General features: G+C 50.5%; 15 protein-coding genes and 1 pseudogene. 4 read left to right on the forward strand and 12 right to left on the reverse strand.

Annotated features, from left to right (window positions below):
• Positions 1 to 126 precede the first annotated feature (126 nt).
• A complete protein-coding gene (locus CGZ65_RS11255) occupies positions 127 to 2,295 on the reverse strand; it encodes a primosomal protein N' (protein WP_096295871.1) in 2,169 nt (722 codons plus the stop codon).
• Positions 2,296 to 2,449: 154 nt separating this feature from the next.
• Between CGZ65_RS11255 and CGZ65_RS11260 the strand changes: the two genes are divergently transcribed.
• On the forward strand, positions 2,450 to 3,256 hold the full coding sequence (locus CGZ65_RS11260; RefSeq protein ID WP_096295872.1) for a DsbC family protein: 807 nt from the start codon (positions 2,450 to 2,452) through the stop codon (positions 3,254 to 3,256).
• A 220-nt stretch (positions 3,257 to 3,476) separates the two neighbouring features.
• Here the strand turns inward: CGZ65_RS11260 and tsaD are convergent, their stop codons facing one another.
• Positions 3,477 to 4,544, reverse strand: a complete 1,068-nt coding sequence (tsaD, locus tag CGZ65_RS11265; protein WP_096295873.1) for a tRNA (adenosine(37)-N6)-threonylcarbamoyltransferase complex transferase subunit TsaD — start codon at positions 4,542 to 4,544, stop codon at positions 3,477 to 3,479.
• A 287-nt stretch (positions 4,545 to 4,831) separates the two neighbouring features.
• On the opposite strand from tsaD, the gene CGZ65_RS11270 reads away from it, so the two are divergent.
• Positions 4,832 to 5,203: a hypothetical protein gene (locus tag CGZ65_RS11270; protein WP_096295874.1), complete on the forward strand. Its 372-nt coding sequence runs from the start codon at positions 4,832 to 4,834 to the stop codon at positions 5,201 to 5,203.
• A gap of 255 nt (positions 5,204 to 5,458) precedes the next feature.
• Here the strand turns inward: CGZ65_RS11270 and ccsB are convergent, their stop codons facing one another.
• The 3 genes from ccsB to CGZ65_RS11285 form a co-directional block, all read right to left on the reverse strand.
• On the reverse strand, positions 5,459 to 6,646 hold the full coding sequence (gene ccsB, locus CGZ65_RS11275) for a c-type cytochrome biogenesis protein CcsB (RefSeq protein WP_096295875.1): 1,188 nt from the start codon (positions 6,644 to 6,646) through the stop codon (positions 5,459 to 5,461).
• Positions 6,630 to 8,594 carry a cytochrome c biogenesis protein ResB gene (locus CGZ65_RS11280; protein ID WP_232507606.1) on the reverse strand — a complete coding sequence of 655 codons (1,965 nt, stop codon included), beginning with the start codon at positions 8,592 to 8,594 and terminating at the stop codon, positions 6,630 to 6,632. The genes ccsB and CGZ65_RS11280 overlap by 17 nt, the downstream gene beginning before the upstream one ends.
• 234 nt (positions 8,595 to 8,828) lie before the next feature.
• Positions 8,829 to 9,452 carry a c-type cytochrome gene (locus tag CGZ65_RS11285; protein ID WP_096295877.1) on the reverse strand — a complete coding sequence of 208 codons (624 nt, stop codon included), beginning with the start codon at positions 9,450 to 9,452 and terminating at the stop codon, positions 8,829 to 8,831.
• Positions 9,453 to 9,591: 139 nt separating this feature from the next.
• Here CGZ65_RS11285 and yihA point away from each other — a divergent pair, with 139 nt between their 5' ends.
• A complete protein-coding gene (gene yihA / locus CGZ65_RS11290; RefSeq protein WP_096295878.1) occupies positions 9,592 to 10,224 on the forward strand; it encodes a ribosome biogenesis GTP-binding protein YihA/YsxC in 633 nt (210 codons plus the stop codon).
• Positions 10,225 to 10,350: 126 nt separating this feature from the next.
• On the opposite strand, the gene CGZ65_RS13490 is transcribed toward yihA, so the two are convergent.
• The 4 genes from CGZ65_RS13490 to CGZ65_RS14800 form a co-directional block, all read right to left on the reverse strand.
• The gene (locus CGZ65_RS13490; protein ID WP_198345286.1) at positions 10,351 to 10,596 is read right to left on the reverse strand and encodes a class III extradiol ring-cleavage dioxygenase family protein; all 246 of its coding nucleotides are present in this window, start codon (positions 10,594 to 10,596) and stop codon (positions 10,351 to 10,353) included.
• Positions 10,583 to 11,011, reverse strand: a complete 429-nt coding sequence (locus tag CGZ65_RS13495) for a DODA-type extradiol aromatic ring-opening family dioxygenase (protein ID WP_198345287.1) — start codon at positions 11,009 to 11,011, stop codon at positions 10,583 to 10,585. Before CGZ65_RS13495 ends, CGZ65_RS13490 begins: the two co-directional genes overlap by 14 nt.
• Positions 11,012 to 11,289: 278 nt before the next feature.
• Positions 11,290 to 12,555, reverse strand: coding sequence for an Nramp family divalent metal transporter (locus CGZ65_RS11300; RefSeq protein WP_096296175.1), 1,266 nt, complete (start codon positions 12,553 to 12,555; stop codon positions 11,290 to 11,292).
• A gap of 289 nt (positions 12,556 to 12,844) precedes the next feature.
• Complete coding sequence (locus CGZ65_RS14800) at positions 12,845 to 12,976, reverse strand: hypothetical protein (RefSeq protein ID WP_255419157.1); 132 nt, start codon at positions 12,974 to 12,976, stop codon at positions 12,845 to 12,847.
• Positions 12,977 to 13,103: 127 nt separating this feature from the next.
• Here CGZ65_RS14800 and CGZ65_RS11310 point away from each other — a divergent pair.
• Positions 13,104 to 14,481: pseudogene (locus CGZ65_RS11310) on the forward strand (inorganic phosphate transporter); the annotation flags it as partial.
• Between the two features lie 81 nt (positions 14,482 to 14,562).
• Here CGZ65_RS11310 and purH read toward each other — a convergent pair.
• From purH to CGZ65_RS11325, 3 genes are all read right to left on the reverse strand, one after another.
• Entirely contained in the window at positions 14,563 to 16,143 is a 1,581-nt protein-coding gene (gene purH, locus CGZ65_RS11315; protein WP_096295880.1) for a bifunctional phosphoribosylaminoimidazolecarboxamide formyltransferase/IMP cyclohydrolase, read from the reverse strand.
• Positions 16,144 to 16,347: 204 nt separating this feature from the next.
• Entirely contained in the window at positions 16,348 to 17,208 is an 861-nt protein-coding gene (locus CGZ65_RS11320) for a DMT family transporter (protein ID WP_096295881.1), read from the reverse strand.
• 19 nt (positions 17,209 to 17,227) lie between these two features.
• A complete protein-coding gene (locus CGZ65_RS11325; protein WP_096295882.1) occupies positions 17,228 to 17,686 on the reverse strand; it encodes a GNAT family N-acetyltransferase in 459 nt (152 codons plus the stop codon).
• Between the last annotated feature and the right edge of the window lie 71 nt (positions 17,687 to 17,757).

Genomic DNA, 17,757 nt, shown 5'->3' on the forward strand with positions numbered 1-17,757 from the left:
TGCCTATCTTTATGGTATGTCTGCACTTTCTGCGCCGCTCTCACCTCGAACTGTACTCAAATCTGAGGTTTGCAAAGGTTTTAGGCCGTCTGAATATTCAGACGGCCTTGTTTTATCTAACATATTTCACATATCCTGCACATCCACATCCACGCTCCAGCGGATTTTGCGGTCGCGGTTTTGCTGCAACACCTGCACCCACAAGCTCACCGCATGATGCAAATCCTTGCGCGATGCCGATTCCAAAAAAAGTTGCGCCCGTTCGCGTTCGGCCAGCCGCACCATCAGCATGGGGGCGGGGCCGAATTGGGTCACGTTTTCTTGCAACAAGGGCTGAACCACGGCTTTCATCTCATTCAAAAAATCCATTGCCTGAGCCACATTCGGCGCGTCGGCGCGGATGGCCGTCTGAAAACCGAATGGCGGCATGGCAAACATTTCGCGCTCGCTCAATTCGTTGGCGGCAAAATGGCGGTAATCCTGCACTTTCACGGCGGCAAATACGGCATGGTCGGGCAATTGCGTCTGTATCAGCACCTGTCCTGCTTTGTCGGCACGCCCCGAACGGCCGGACACCTGCATAAGCTCGGCAAACAAACGTTCGGGCGCGCGGAAATCAGAGCTGTATAAGCTGCCGTCGGCGTTCAACACAATCACCAGATTCAGCTGCGCGAAATCGTGGCCTTTGGCCAGCATTTGCGTGCCGACCAGAATATCCACATCATCAGCGGCAATGCGTTGGTACAAATCCGACCAATCGTCTTTGTGTGACGTGCTATCGCGATCCACGCGCACCACTTTGGCTTGCGGCAGGAAACTTCGCAGCGTTTCTTCCACGCGCTGTGTGCCGTGACCGACGGCGGTCAAATCCTGATTGCCGCAATCGGGGCATTTGTAAGGCACCGGCTCGCGGTGGTCGCAATGGTGGCAGCGCAATTGCCGGGCGCGCTGGTGCAGCACCATCTTGGCCGAACAATTCGGGCAGCCGAAGGTATGGCCGCAATCGCCGCAAAACAAGGCCGGTGAAAAGCCGCGACGGTTGAGATACACCAACGACATACCGCCCGCTGCAAAATTTTGCTGCAGCAATTTCAAGGCTTGCGGCGAAAAGCCGTTATCGAGTTTCAGACGGCCTACATTTAAAACCTCCACTTGCGGCAGCTGCGCGGCAGTGTGGGCCCGTTCGGTCAATTCAAGCAACTGATAAGCGCCGCTTTGGGCTTTGTGCCAGCTTTCCAGACTCGGCGTCGCGCTGCCCAACACAATCGGACAATCCGCCTGCTTCGCCCGCCACACCGCCAAATCACGGGCATGGTAGCGCAGTTCGTTGTCTTGTTTAAACGACGAATCATGTTCTTCATCCACCACAATCAGGCCAAGTTCACTCATCGGGGTAAATACTGCCAGCCGCGTGCCGATGACCAATTTCGCCTGTCCCGACATCGCGCGCAGATAATCCTGCGTGCGCTTTCCGGCGGCGGTCTGGCTGTGTAACACGGCGGTCGGCACATCGGCAAACCGGTTTTGCACGCGTTTCAAAAGCTGCGGCGTCAAATTGATTTCGGGCAGCAAAAACAACACCTGCTTGCCCTGCGCCAACACTTGGGCTATCGCGTCGAAATACACTTCGGTTTTGCCGCTGCCGGTAATACCGTAGAGCAAAAACGGTTGAAATTGCCCAAAGGCCGTCTGAATCTGCTGCGACGCGTGTTGCTGCTCGGCGTTTAATATGTGTTCAGACGGCATCAAGCTTGATGCGGCAGCATGAAACGTGTCTATCCAGTCTTGCTGCGCCCATTCGTCTAACAATTTTTCTGCTTGGGTGTGGATTTTTTTCAAATCAGGCAAGGTTAGGCCGTCTGAACACAAAGCATGCCAAAGGGCATATTTTTTATGGAAGCGCTCAGGCGGCGGCGTTTGCTTTCTACCGCATTCGTTTAAGCGGTAAACCAGCGGCGGCTCAGGCATAACCGCGGGCTTAGCTTCCTTCAAACCTTGCGGCAACGCAGTGAACACAGCCTGCCCCAGCGGATAATGGTAATAACGCGCGGTAAAGGCCAACAGCGCGCGCCAATCCTGCGGCAGTGGCATTTCGTCGGTGAAGGCCGTCTGAATGTTTTGAATCTTAAGCACATCAATATCCGGCGTGATATCATTTGCCCACACCATGCCGGCTTGCAGTTTGTTGCGAAACGGCACCACCACGCGCGTACCCGCCGGCAAGGCTTCGTGATACGCATAAGTCAGCAGGCCGTCCGAAAGCGGCACATTAAGGGCAATATGATGATAAATCATAATTCAAATCAGCTATTTGTCATTGTTTTTCGCCTGATGGTTCAGACGGCCTGAAAAAAGCTATTTTATCAGCAAGCGATACAGCAATAAACTTATCTGCATAGCGCACCGACTTTTGTTACAATGCGTTTTTTACATTCTCATTCAGAACAACATGAAATTAAAATTAATCAATACCTTACTTCCCCTAGCTATGCTGCCTTTGATGGCTTGCGGCCAAACCACCGTGACCAATAAAGGCGCGGTTTCCGCTCCTGCCGCAGTCGCTTCTGCTACCGCACCGAAAGCCGCCGACAAAAGCGTGGCCGGATCACTGAAAACCAAGCTGGAAAAAGTATATGAAGCGCAGGATTTGAAAGTGATGAGCGTGGGGGAAACCCCGATTCAAGGCCTGTATGAAGTGGTCGTCAGCGGCAATCAGATTATCTACACCGATGCCGAAGGCGATTACATGCTGGTTGGCGATATGATTGATGTAAACTCGCGCGAGAGCCTGACCGACGAGCGCAAGGCGGAATTAAACAAGCTCGATTTCGACAGCCTGCCTTTGGATAAAGCGGTTAAAGAAGTGCGCGGCAACGGCAAATTAAAAGTGGCCGTGTTCAGCGATCCGGATTGCCCGTTCTGCAAACGCCTGGAACACGAATTTGCCAAAATGACCGACATCACGATTTACAACTTCATGATGCCGATAGCCAGCCTGCATCCTGATGCGCAGCGCAAAGCCGAAAACATCTGGTGCCAACCAAACGCAACCAAGGCGTGGACGGAATGGATGCGCGAAGGCAAAACCCCGCCTGCCACCAAAGCCTGCGACAATCCGGTTGCCGAAACCATGTCTTTGGGCGAGCAACTGGGTTTTACCGGCACACCAACCATCGTGTTCCCGAACGGCCGCACGCAAAGCGGTTACAGCCCGATGCCGCAGCTTAAAGAAATTATTGAAAAAAACCAAAAGTAAATTGGTTTGGATACATCAAAGGCCGTCTGAAGGTAATATTCATCTTCAGACGGCCCGAGACTTTTGCAAAACCTCAGATTTGCGCGTAGTCCGAAGTTAGAGCACAGAAAGCGCAGGCATATCACAAAGACAGACAAGCTTTGGGGCGCATAACGAAGAAATGTGCCAAAGATGGGGATTCTGCCAAGGCCTCGGCCTTCTTCATTAAATCAGATGCGCATTATGCCTTTACAATATCCGACAGCGGCCAGCGCGGTTTCACATTAAAACCGGCAGCCTGTTGCCTATCCTGCAAACGCATGGCTCCGGCAAAGGCAATCATCGCGCCGTTATCGGTGCAATAAGCCATCGGCGGGAAAAACACGCTTACCGCTTCTTCTTTGGGCTTCGGTTTACCTTTTTCAGACGGCATGGTCACACTCAACCGGCTGAATTCATCGCGCAGCTTCCAGTTCGCCCCTACTCCGCCGGCCACCACCAACGTGCGGAAACCCGTATCCAACAAGGCTTTTTTTGATTTGGCGATTAACACATCCACCACCGCATCTTGAAACGCGCGGCAAATGTCGTTGCGTGTTTGCTCGGGAATCTCATCGCTACCGGTTTGCGTGCGGACCTTTTCCACCGCAGTTAATACCGCGGTTTTCAAGCCGGAGAAACTCATCTGCAAATCGTGCGAATGCCGCATCGGCCGCGGGAAGGTAAACGCATCAGGGGTGCCCAATTTGGCCAACTCCGACAATTTTTCCCCGCCCGGATACGGCAAGCCCAACAGTTTGGCAGTTTTATCAAATGCTTCGCCTGCCGCGTCATCAACGCTTTCTCCCAGCAAAGTGTAATCACCGATACCGCGCACTGCCATAAACTGCGTGTGCCCGCCCGATACCAATAAGGCGACAAACGGAAATTCCGGTTTTTCATCTGCCAGCAGCGGTGACAATAAGTGTCCTTCCAAATGGTGCACCGGAATCACCGGCTTATTCAGCGCAAAAGCCAGAGCATTCGCATAGCTGGAACCGGCCAGCAACGCCCCGCCCAAACCGGGCCCTTGGGTGAAGGCCACGGCATCAATGTCGCCATAGCTTACGCCTGCTTCCTGCAATGCCCCTTCGGTGAGCGGCACCACGCGTCGAATATGGTCGCGACTGGCCAATTCAGGCACTACCCCGCCGTATTCGGCATGCATGGCCATTTGTGTGTGCAGATGATGCGCCAGCAAACCGCGCTCGGTGTCATACAAGGCAACACCGGTTTCATCACAAGAAGATTCAATTCCCAATACCAACATCGCTTTTAAGGCCGTCTGAAAAAATAATACTGTATTTTAGCCGATTTTAATCTTGTTTGCTGCATAGATTGACGAAGACTATGCTCATAATCTGAGGCTTTAAGAAGATTTCAGATAGTTTATGCGCAGCAATTTGCGTAAGTTTCCGCAGGTTTTGCAAAGAGTCGTAAGTCAAGTGGTAAGAAAATTCGGCAAGGTAAAAACTGGTTTAACTGCTTGCCGATTTTTTCGAGGCAGGGCTACAATCCGCCACATTCCAATTTATACTTGAAGAAAAGGAATCTATCATGAATAAAACCAAATCTTTGATGTTGACCGGTATTTTGGCTCTGTTTTCCGCCAGCGCCTTTGCCGCACCTGTGCCGTCTGAAATCTACAAACCGGCCGGCGCAAAAACCATCAAAGCCGACCGCCAAGGCAATGGCGAATTTGAATACGAAGCCGAGCTGTCTTCACAGAATACGTCGATTCCTGCATTGGCTAAAAAAGTGATTGCCCATGCTGAAGACAAAGGCTTCAAAGTGGTCGAATCTGAAATCAAACGTGACGATGCGGATTTGAAATTCAAACGCGGTAACCAAGAATTGGACGTATCGATTGAAGATAAAGACCATGGCCGTATCGAATACAAAGCCGATTTGGACTTGAATAAAAACTGATTAATAAAAACTGATTGGATTTAATCCGCTTGAAAGACAAAAGGCCGTCTGAACAACAGACGGCCTTCTTTTTTTAATGTTTCGGTTTTATGTTTTGACTAGAGCGGATTAGCTTAACTTTCGCTACGGCGTTGCTGCACCTTGCCGTACTACTTGTACTGTCTGCGGCTTGCTGCCTGGTATCGAAGTAATTAAATCCGCTATAGATTAAAAAGCCGTGGACTGCAACGTTTCAGGCGGCCTTTACGATGAGATTTACAACGTGCCGTAAGAGTGTAATCCGCTCAAGAACATGTTCACGCCGATAAAGGCAAAGGCGGTCACAAACAAGCCGATAATCGCCCACCATGCCAATACGCGGCCTCGCCAACCAGCCACCAAGCGCAAATGCAGCCAAACCGCGTAGTTCAACCACACAATAAACGCCCATGTCTCTTTCGGATCCCAGCTCCAGTAGCGGCCCCATGCATCCGCCGCCCACAAGGCACCAAGAATGGTGGCAATGGTGAAAAACAGGAAACCGACGGCAATCGCCTTATACATCACTTCTTCAATCACTTGCGAAGCAGGCAGCCATGATTTTTTGCCTTTCCCTCCGCTGCGCAACGCCCACAGTTCCGCCACACCCAGCATCGCGGAGATACAGAATGCGCCGTAACCGATAAAGTTGGCCGGAACGTGAATTTTCATCCACCAAGACTGCAAAGCCGGAACCAAAGGCTGAATGGTGTGCGCTTCACGCGAAATGCTGTACCACAACACAAAACACACCACTACCGCCATAAAGGTATAGACGAATCCGCCCAGCTTCTGCAGGGCAAAACGGCCTTCGTAATACACATACATCAGCCCGGTAATCACCAAGAACAAAATAAACACCTCATAAAGGTTGGAAACCGGAATATGCCCGGCATCAGGACGCAGCAAATAGCTTTCATGCCAACGCACAAGCAAACCGGTAAAGCCTGCAACCGCAGAAATCCAGCCGAATACCGTACCCATACCGAGCAAGGTATTGGTTTCCTGATGTCGGCGGTTGGCAATAATCGTACCGGCAATGTAGGCAAACAACGCAAAAAACACAAACGCGCATTGCCACATAATCGCCAATTGGCTGCTCAGGAAATATTTCAGCAAGAAGCCGTCCGAATGCTTGATGTCGCCCGCGTACAAATTCACCGCTGCATAAGCCAAAGCGAGGCACAGCACGATATACCAGCGCATCGGTTTGAAAAACCAGCCCAGGAAAACGGCAATGCCTGCGCTTGTCCACAAAATCACCATTTCGTAAATATCCATGTGGTGACCGACGTGGGTTTGCGCAAAATAAGCAATGGCGGCAATGGCTAAAGCAAAGCTCCAATCCAAGGCATTCAGACTGCGCATAAATGATTTGTGTGTTAAAAGCTCATGCTCGGGCACGGCTTTATTTTGTGTGGTCATGGTTTAAATCCTTCGCCAGCTGTTGCAAACGCTGGGTGTGTTGCGGAAATTCTTTTTGTAAATCGCGCTCGTTGCGGCTGGACGACATGGCAAAGCGGATGCGGCCGTCTGAAAACAGCAGCCATGCGCGTTTTTCACGGATATAGAACATGAAAATCGTGCCCAACACCAGCAAAACCGAGCCCAAATACACCAATGATGCACCCGGTGAACGCGTCATCTGCAAGCCTGATGATCGCACTTCGGTATAGCTGTCCAGTTGCAGCAGCATCGGTGCCGGATATTCGGTCAGGCCGGTGTAGGCATCCATGCTGTGCAGCACAAAACGATTACGATCATCATCTTGCGGCCAAGCGGGTAAATGATATTTTTTCAGGGTTTCATCGACTGCGGCATTCATCACGCCAAACAGCATTTGATAAAAATAGCCCTGCATTTTTTCCTGCTGCTCTTTTGGAATATTTTTCGTCACAAACTCATCCAAGGCCAAATAGCCGCCTTGCGCGAAAATACTCAAAGTATTGGTCGCTGCCTGTTTGAACTGCTCACTGATTTCAGGCGGCGCACCAAGTGTAGCCTGTTGCACCACTTTATTGCGTGCGCCTTCGTCTTTCAGCAATTCGCGCAAAGCCATAAAGGTATCGATTTTACCGCTTTTATCCATCGGGATACGCAGCCAGCGGTATTGTTGCGCCAAGCCTGCACGTGTGCCGGTAATGAAGAAATAGTCTTCTTCCTGCTTAATCGGCAGCATGTAGTTTTTGTATTCCACGGCCTGCCCGGCGCTGTCGCGCAAGCGGTAGATAATCGACGGGCCGATGTTGGTGAATTTTTTGTTTTCCTGAGACACGGCACGCACATCGTTAATCGCGCCCTGCAAACCGGCATCCGCTTTTTCAGACGGCTTGCTCATGTCTTCAACGTTCATCGCCGTAAACTGATCGAATTCCAAGCGGTATGAGGTATCGCCGATGTTAAACGGAAAATCACGCATAGACGTGGCTTTCAGCTCAATCGATTGACGGCTCGGGTCGCTCAAACTCCACGCTTTGAATTTCAAATCCGAACCGCCGTCGGAAAAGCTGGCTTGGTAAATAGTGATACCATGCAAAGTCAGCGGATGGTTCACACGGATGGTTTGTTCGATTTTCTCACCGGTGGCTTTGTCGGTAACTTCCAAATCACTCGCAAAATCTTTCGGCATGCCGGTATCGTAGAAATCGATGTGGAATTTTTTCAGCTTCACTTCAAACGGCAAATCCTGCACCAGCATACCGTTGTCGGCATTGACAAACACCACGTCGGCACTCTGCCCTTCGTTGATATTGACATTGCCGCGGAAAGACGGATTGGCCTTACCCAACACGCTTTCAGGCTTGAAGTCTTTGGCATACATAGCGTTGTTGTCCGGCACAATGCGGCCGGTGAGCATACCTACTTTAAGCAATAAATTACTGTCAATCAAGCCACCGATACAGATCACAATCAGCGCAATATGGGCGAAAATATAACCCCATTTATTCATCGCGCCTTTTTTGGCGGCCACCAAAACCGAACCGTCATCACGCTGCACGGTTTTGGTGGAAAACCCCTGCACTTCCAAATAACGCTGCGCCACTTCCGGTGAAAGCTTCTGCGGCAGCTCAGTAGAGTGGCGCATAGCCGCCAGTGATTTTTCTTTGGCATTTTCACGGAAGGATTTAATCTCTCGTAAAAACGGCGGTACATTGCGAATCAGACACAAGCTGGTCGAAATCACCAAAAACAACATGATGATGACAAACCAAACCGACGCATACACATCGTACAGACCCAAGAAAGCGAAAATTTGCGACCAAAACGGGCCGAATTTCACCACATAGTTCACTTGCGGCTGATTCTGCTGCAATACCGTACCGATAATCGAAGCCACACCCAACAAGCTCAACAGGGCAACGGCAAAGCGCATGGAGCTTAAAAAAGCAAACCATGGCCGGCGGATAAACGGAACGGGTTTGGAAGTAGTGCTCATAAAATGTAGATTCTATACAACAACTTTAAAAATACCATACAAACCATCTGATTCAATTAATCAGAAAATATCAATAATTATTTTAAATGATTTATTACCGTATGTGCTTAAGGCCGTCTGAAATCAAATCCTTTCAGACGGCCTTATTATGCAACTGGTTAATCGTGAAGATTAATGCAGACCTTGAATGAAGTTACCTACTGCTTCTAATTCTTCGGCCGACATGCGTTTGGCAATATCCTGCATCATGGCGTTTTCACGCTGACCGGTTTGGTAAGCCTGCATTTGTGCCACGATATAGGCTTTGTGCTGACCGCCAATACGCGGATAGGCAATAATGTCAGCGCCACCCCCCAGCATACCTGCACCACTTGGTCCATGGCATGACATACAGGCCGGTACTTTCTTATCCGCAATACCGCCACGGAAAATTTTCGCACCCAATTCCGCATTTTCTTTCGGATTGGTTTCACCCGGTTTGGCTTGCTGTTTGGCATAGAAAGCAGACACATCGCGGATGTCTTGTTCAGACAAACCCATTACTAAAGGCTTCATCGCCGCAGCAGAGCCGTGGGTACGTTTGCCTTCTTTAATGTCCATCGTTTGTTGGAAAATATAAGCCTCGTGTTGGGCAGATACTTTCGGATACATGGCAATACCGCTGTTACCGTCGGCAGCATGACATGCCGCACAAACGTTGTTTGCAATTTCTTTGCCTTTTGCCACATCGGCTTTGGGTGCAGCAGTTACCGCACCTGCCGCCAGGGCTAAAGCCAATAAAGTGAATCGTTTCATGGAGTGCTCCTGATTACAGCATTGCGTAGCGAAACAATGCCTTTTTTATACTCATAATACCGGATATATTTTTACCGGATTCAAACCGATGATTCTATAAACATGGTATTCTATACTAAATTTACATTAAATTACTACTATGAATCTCTTCCAAAACGCAAAATTCTTCACCACTATTAACCATTTAAAAGATTTGCCCGACACACCGGCCGAAATCGCCTTTGTCGGACGCAGTAATGCGGGCAAATCCAGCGCGATTAACACGCTCACCAATCATGTGCGCTTGGCTTACGTTTCCAAAACCCCCGGCCGCACGCAACACATCAATTTCTTCGAACTGGCCAACGGTAATTTTATGGTTGACCTGCCCGGCTACGGTTATGCACAAGTGCCGGAAGCCATCCGTGCACACTGGGTCAAACTCTTGGGCGACTATTTACAGACACGCCGCCAACTCATTGGATTGGTGCTGATTATGGACACCCGACACCCGTTAAAAGCCCTGGATATCCAAATGTTGGACTTTTTCCATATTACCGGCCGGCCGGTGCATATTCTGTTGTCAAAAGCCGACAAACTTTCCAAAAATGACCAAATCAAAACACTGAGCGAAGTGAAAAAATCACTCAAACCTTACATGGAACGCCAACACATCAGCATTCAATTATTCTCCAGTTTGAAAAAACAAGGCATTGAGGAAGTGAATAAAGTCGTCGGCGAATGGTTTGCCCGCCATCATGAAGAAATCGCCGGTATGCAACCCAACGATTGAGACATTGTAACCGAGCGCAGCCCATGCGGTATTGATAAACCGCAAATCACAACCAAAAATTGAACTGCGTCCCAAATACTTGGACAAGTTGAGAATCTTTCAGACGGCATGCAAAGTTTGTCCTATTCAATGCCAAATCACCGAGGTCATGCTCAATGACCTGCCGACAATGTCATCATTAAACAGCATTGCTTTGCCACCATCGGCCGCGCCGATTGCATACAGCAGCGGCCAGTAATGGCCGGGCGACGGTGCGGCAAGCTGCATTTCGGGCGGATAGGCGGATTCATTGGTCAGCGTGGCGGTGTCGTTTTCCCGCACACGCGCGTTAACCCAATCTTTGATGCTAACCGCCCAATCATACGGCGGCACCGGCTGCGTGCGGCTGCTTGGCTGGCATCAGGCGCAAGTTGTGCACAATGTTGCCGCTGGCCACAACCAACACACCCTGTTTGCGCAAAACTGACAGCTTTTGCCCCAATGCAAAATGGCCGGCAAAATCAAGATGCATATTCAGGCTCAATTGCACCACGGGAATATCGGCCTTGGGAAACAGATGGCACAGTACGCCCCAAGTGCCGTGATCCAAGCCCCAATGCTCATCAGCAACCACATTCTCCTCAGCCAAAGCGGCACGCACTTTTTCTACCGTTTCCCTACTGCCTGCCGCCGGATACTGCATGTCAAACAAGGCTTGCGGAAAGCCGCCGAAATCGTGAATGGTGCGCGGTTGTTCCATTGCGGTAATCGCTGTGCCATCGGTACACCAATGGGCAGAAACGGCCAAAACAGCCTTGATTTCATCGCCGTATTGCTGTTTTACTTTTCACCCAGCGTCGCCCACGCTTGCGAATACGGCGTGTTTTCAATGGCATTCATCGGGCTGCCGTGACCTAAAAATAAAACCGGTAATCTCATGGGATAGGCTCAATCAAGTTTAGATGAAGATAATATAATGTTTGCCTATTTGTTTATCAATAATGATTGAATTAATGCTATTTTTCTTTTAAAGAAATAAAAGGCTGTCTGAAATATTTCAGACGGCCTTTGTATCATTCAATCAACTTAAGCTAAGAATCCACCCAAATTGAGCAGGAACAACACGGCAAAACCCACCAAGTAAATCAAACCGGCAACCGCCAAGGCTTCCATGCCTTTGGAGAGTTTGTGTTTTTTGTCGGCTTTGACCAGGCGGTAGTTCAACCATGCGAACACGGGCGCGGCCAAGAAAGCGGAAATCATGGCGAATTTCAGCAATTCCGCCATCGCGCTGTTGAACCACAAAATCAGCGCCAATCCGGTGCCGGCGACCCACAGATACCAGCCGAACAATTCGCCTTTGCGCACGCTTTCTTTGTGGCGGATCAGGCGCACCGATTCGGACATGGCGCGCGCGTAACCGTCAATCACGGTGATGGTAGTGCCGTACATACAGGCAAACGCAATGAACGCCACCAGCGGATGCGCCCATTCGCCGATGGTCACGGCATACATATTGATCAACTGGCCGATGTATTTGCCGCCGGCCATTTGCACGGCTTCTCCGTTGCCGTATTGCACATACGCACCCAACACCAGAAACACCACCGCCAGCGCCGCACTGGTATAGAAGCCGACGTTGAAGTCGAAAATGCCGTCGCGGTAGCTGGAAGGTTCGATTTTTTGTTTTTCCGTTACCCATAACGAGTTAATCGCGGAAATCTCAATCGGCGCCGGCATCCAGCCCATCAAGGCGATGATGAAACCCAAACCTGCGAGCGTCCACGGAGTCGGCTCAATAAAGTCAGGCTGCATCTGCATGCCGCGCGACATGGCAATACCGGCCGCAATGACGGTGGCCACCGCTAAGCTGGCGACAATCGCTTTGGATACGCGGTCAAGCGCACGGTATTGGCCGCTCACCAAAATCAGCAGGCAGGAAAGCATAATCAAGGCAGCAATCACGCCCGTTTCCAAACCGAGGTTCGGCAAAGCCATTTTGATAATTGCCGCCGTCACCACTGCTACCGCTCCGGTGCTGATGGTTGCGGAAACGAAACACAGCAGCGCAAATACCCATAAATAAAAGCGGCTTTTCTCGGCATAGCCCTGCACCAAGCTCTTGCCTGTGTCCATGGTGTAGTGTGCGCTGAAACGGAAAAACGGATATTTCAGCAAGTTGGTCAAGATGATGATTAAGGCCAACTGCCAGCCATACAACGCCCCGGCCTGTGTGGACGCAATCAAATGCGAACCGCCGATGGCTGCCGAAGCCATCATGATACCCGGCCCCAACGCGCTCATGCGGCTTTGCCAGGTTGATGTCGAAGTGTGTGTTTGATTTTGTGCCATTTTGTTACCCGTCTTTTTCATACGGCCTGTTTAAAATTACGAAAAATTGGATTTTATCGTAAATTTAAACTTCGATTTTTTGATTTATTGGTATTTAATGCCAAATAAAAATCAGAAACTTTTAAGCAAATTGTAAAGTTTCATGAATATTCGCAAACTATGCCAAAAAGCTGTCGCAAAACAGCCTAGTATCGCTTTTATCATTTATCCAAAGCGCAAAAGCAGAAAGGCCGTCTGAAATGTGTTTTATCCAATCAAACACATTTCAGACGGCCTTTAAAATCATTCCTTACCAGCGAAAAGACTGCGTTACCCCGCCGGCCGCACCATTATTGGACGCACCAAAAAAGCCGCCGGTGCGCGGTTGGCTGCACGCGGACAGTACAAAAGCCAACGCGATTACGGTCATCATTTTTTTCATAAGAATCTGTATTCCGATCAAAATTTTATTGCGCAAAGCCATTATATCCAACGAAATTTAACATTGTCACATAACTGTCACAAAACCACGCTAAAGTAGCAGAAATTTCACAGCTTCCAAACTTATTATAAGGAAAAATCATGGGCCAGCTCCTTTCGAGGCTAATGTTAAAAAAATCAATGCCATATTTGCCGCATTATTAATCGGTGCGGTCGGCTACTTTATCGTATGGGGCATGGGCTACACCAACGGCAACCACACCATACTGTTTCTGCCGGCGACTTTGTTCGGCGTATTTATGGCCTTCAACATCGGCGGCAATGACGCAGCCAACTCGTTCGGCACATCGGTCGGCGCCGGTACGCTGACCATCACGCAAGCTTTATTGGTGGCAGCGGTTTTTGAAGTCAGCGGCGCGGTGATTGCCGGTGGCGAAGTGACTTCGACCATCCGCAAGGGCATCATCGATTTGAAGGCGATGGATCTTGAGCCTATGCAGTTTGTGTATATTATGATGTCCGCACTGCTTGCTTCGGCTTTGTGGCTGCTGTTCGCCACCAAAAAAGGCTGGCCGGTATCGGCCACACACTTGATTATCGGCGGTATCGTCGGTAGTGGTTTGTGTTTGTGTTTCTTGGGCAGCGGCCCGGATGCCTTCTCGCTGCTGCAATGGGACCGTTTGGCACAAATTGCCATTTCTTGGGTATTGTCGCCGGTGTTGGGCGGCCTTGTTTCCTATCTGCTGTTTGCCCAAATCAAAAAACACGTTCTCGACTACAATGCCGCCGCCGACGAACGCCTGAAACAAATCAAACAGGAGAAAAAAGCCTACAAAGAGCAGCACCGCCAAACCTTTGAAAACTTAAGCGAACACGACAAAATCGAAGCGGCTTCGGCAATGACGCGCGACGTGCAGATTTACGAAGACCCCGAGTTAGACCCAAAAGAGCTGGAATCGGCCTATTATAAAGGTTTGTACGAATCGACAGCCGAAAAAACAGCATCGGCACCTACAAAGCCCTACAATCCCGGGATCGCTGATTGCTTCCATCGGCGCCATGATGATTGCGTCCATGTTGATTTTCAAAGGTTTGAAAAACCTGCATTTAGGTATCGGCACTGTCGGCAACTTCTTGACGATCGGCATGATTGGCGCCGCAGTATGGATGGCGGCCTTCATCTACGCCAAAACCTTGAAACGCAAAGATCTAGGCAAATCCACGTTCTTGATGTTCTCATGGATGCAGGTGTTTACTGCCGCCGGCTTCGCCTTCAGCCACGGCGCAAACGACATCGCCAACGCCGTCGGCCCGTTTGCCGCCATTATGGACGTATTGCGTACCGGCGAAATCGGTTCCGAATCGCCTGTGCCTGCGGTAGCCATGCTCACCTTCGGTATCGCCCTGATTGTCGGCCTATGGTTTATCGGCAAAGAGGTGATTCAAACCGTCGGCACCAATCTCGCCGAAATGCACCCCGCTTCCGGCTTTACCTCCGAATTAGCATTTTTAATTTCATGAAAACATATTAAAAGGCCGTCTGAAACCTAATCGCTTTCAGACGGCCTTGTTTGGCTTCACATCACATTAATGTCGGAAATGGCGCACGCCGGTAATCACCATGGCTATGCCGTGTTCGTCGGCTGCGGCGAACACTTCTTCATCGCGCATCGAGCCGCCGGGCTGGATAATCGCTTTGATGCCTTGCTCGGCGATCACGTCCACACCGTCGCGGAACGGGAAGAAGGCGTCGGATGCGGCGCACGCGCCGTTCAAATCGAAGCCTGCATCTTGAGCCTTACGGGCGGCGATGCGGGTAGAATCCACGCGGCTCATTTGGCCGGCGCCGATGCCGTAGGTTTGGCCGCCTTTGCCGAACACGATGGCATTCGATTTTACGAATTTGGCCACGTTCCAAACAAACAGCAAATCGTTGAGCTCCTGCTCGGTCGGTTGGCGTTTGGTCACGACTTTCAAATCGGCGGCAGTGAGTTTGTGGATGTCGGGCGTTTGCATCAACAAGCCGCCGCCCACACGTTTCAGCTCAAATTGGTTCGCACCTTCTTCCAACGGCACTTCCAACACGCGCACGTTTTTCTTGGCAGCAACGATTTCCAAGGCTTCATCGGTAAATGCAGGCGCCATCAACACTTCCATAAATTGGTTGTCGGTGATTTGTTTCGCCGTTGCGCCGTCCACTTCGCGGTTGAAGGCGATGATGCCGCCAAACGCGCTGGTGGTATCGGTGGCATAGGCCAGGCGGTAGGCATCCAAGGTGTTGGCGGCCACGGCGACGCCGCACGGATTGGCGTGTTTCACAATCACGCAGGCCGGTTGTTCGAAGGATTTCACGGCTTCCCAGGCGGCATCGGAATCGGCGATGTTATTGTACGACAATTCTTTGCCCTGCAATTGGCGGTAGGCGCTCAAGCTGCCGGCAGCCGGATAAAGGTCGCGGTAGAACGCGGCTTTTTGGTGCGGATTTTCGCCGTAGCGCATGTCTTGCACCTTAATCCAGCTTTGGTTGAACTGGCTCGGGAAATCGCCCGCTTCCGGCTCGCCTCTCAATTTGTCGTCGGCCAAGGCGGTCAGGTAATTGGAAATCATGCCGTCGTATTGCGCGGTGTGGCTGAAGGCTTTGCGCGACAGGTTGAAACGGGTTTTGTCGCTCAATGCGCCGCCGTTGTTTTCCAATTCGGCAGCGATGTCGGCAAAGTCGGCGGTATCGGTAACGATGGCCACGTGTTTCCAGTTTTTCGCGGCAGAACGCACCATAGTCGGGCCACCGATGTCGATGTTTTCAATCGCATCTTCCAGCGTGCAATTCGGCTTGGCGATGGTGGCGGCAAAAGGATACAGATTCACGCACACCAAATCGATGTTGCCGATGCCGTGTTCTTCCATTTTGGCGACATGCTCAGGCAAATCGCGACGGCCCAAAATACCGCCGTGGATTTTCGGATGCAGCGTTTTCACGCGGCCGTCGAGCATTTCGGGAAAGCCGGTGTAATCGGCCACTTCAATAACGGGAACACCGGCGTCTGCCAATAATTTGGCAGTACCGCCAGTGGACAAAATTTCCACGCCCAGCCGGGTTAAGGTTTGGGCAAATTCAACCGCGCCGGTTTTGTCGGACAGGCTGATGAGGGCACGTTTTACGGTTGCCATTCGGATTCCTTTTTGAGTTGGATTTTAATTGAAGAGGCCGTCTGAAATGCGGTGCAACGGCGCAAATCGGAAAAGCTGTATTATCGCCTATTTTACGTTTTTTTTGCATGATTGCAGCACTGTTTTTTGTAGAAATTGTAAACAATCTGCTACAGACAACACACAAAAGGCCGTCTGAACAGCATATTTTCAGACGGCCTGATATTATGTTTTCAACCAACGCGGCAAAGCCACCACCGCAAATGCCGAAACCAGAATTATCACCATGCCCCATGCCGACACGGCCGAAACCCTTTCTCCCAGCAGCAACACAGCCATCAGCAAGCCCAGCACCGGTTCCATCGAAATTAAGACCCCGGAAATATTGGCCGGCACGCGGTTCATGCCTTTGTTCCACAACCAATAAGCAAACCAACTGCAGCCCACACCAAGATAAACCACCGCCAAAGCAGCCGGCATAATCCACTGAACGGTAAAACTCTCCGTCAACAACAAAGAAAACGGCAAACACAATACCGCTGCCGACAAAAGCGATACCGAGGTATACGCCGGCGCACCGATTTCGGCAATCAGCTTCTGAGTCGGCCGCATAATCAGCGCAAACACCAAGCCGGCCAAAAATACCAGCAGGCAACCGGACACACTGATTTCGCCACCTTCTTCCGCGCCACCGGCAATCATGACCGATACCCCTAAAAATGCCGCCACGCCACATACCCAGTGATACCATTTGGCTTTGTCGTTAAAAAAGAAGTGGCCGACAAACACCATCAGAATCGGCTCCAAGCCGATAATCGTTACCGCGCTGGCGGCCGATGTGTATTTCAAACCGATAAACTGCAACATCAACACCAAGACATAATTGGCAAACGACAGCCACAACAACGGCTTCCATTGCGCGCGCGGAATCCTACCCAAATAACGCCGCGCCGTCGGCAGCACAATCAGCCCTGCAATCAGCAAGCGAACCTGTACCATCAAGGCAGGGTCAAGCATCACATAAGCATATTTGGCCGCAATAAACGAGCTGCCCCACATGAATAAAGCGAAAATTTGAAAAATCATGGTTCAGACGGCCTGTTGATTACTCGACTTTCCACGCATAATTCAGCCATTCTTTGTCTTCAGCCGCGCCTAAGCGTTGGTAGAAACGTTGTCCGGCATCGTTCCACGCGGCGACGGTCCATTTGATTTGGCCGCAGCCTTTGACCTTCGCTTCGGCATATAAAGCGTGCATCAGCTTTTCACCGATTTTTTGGTTGCGGAAATTTTCGGCGACGTATAATTCTTTGATGTGCACCGCCGGTTGGTTTTGCGCGGTGTAGTTTAAAAAGTAATACACCAACATGCCGCCAATCAGGCCGTATGAATCGGCAACCAAGCAGTAAAAATCGGGCGGTTGTTTGTCGAACCCACGCTCTTTCACGATTTGCGGCGTGATGGCAAAGCTGTCGATATAGTGCTCAAACACGGCCAAATCGCGCATAAGCGACCACACTTGTTCGATGTCTTGTTCCTGCATGGGGCGGATGGTGATGCTCATTTAGTTTTCCTATCTCTATAGCAGACAGGCCGTCTGAAAACGCAATAATCGTTTTCAGACGGCCTGTTTTA

This window comes from Neisseria weixii, from assembly GCF_002327085.1.
In the GTDB taxonomy this organism is placed as follows: Bacteria; Pseudomonadota; Gammaproteobacteria; order Burkholderiales; family Neisseriaceae; genus Neisseria; species Neisseria weixii.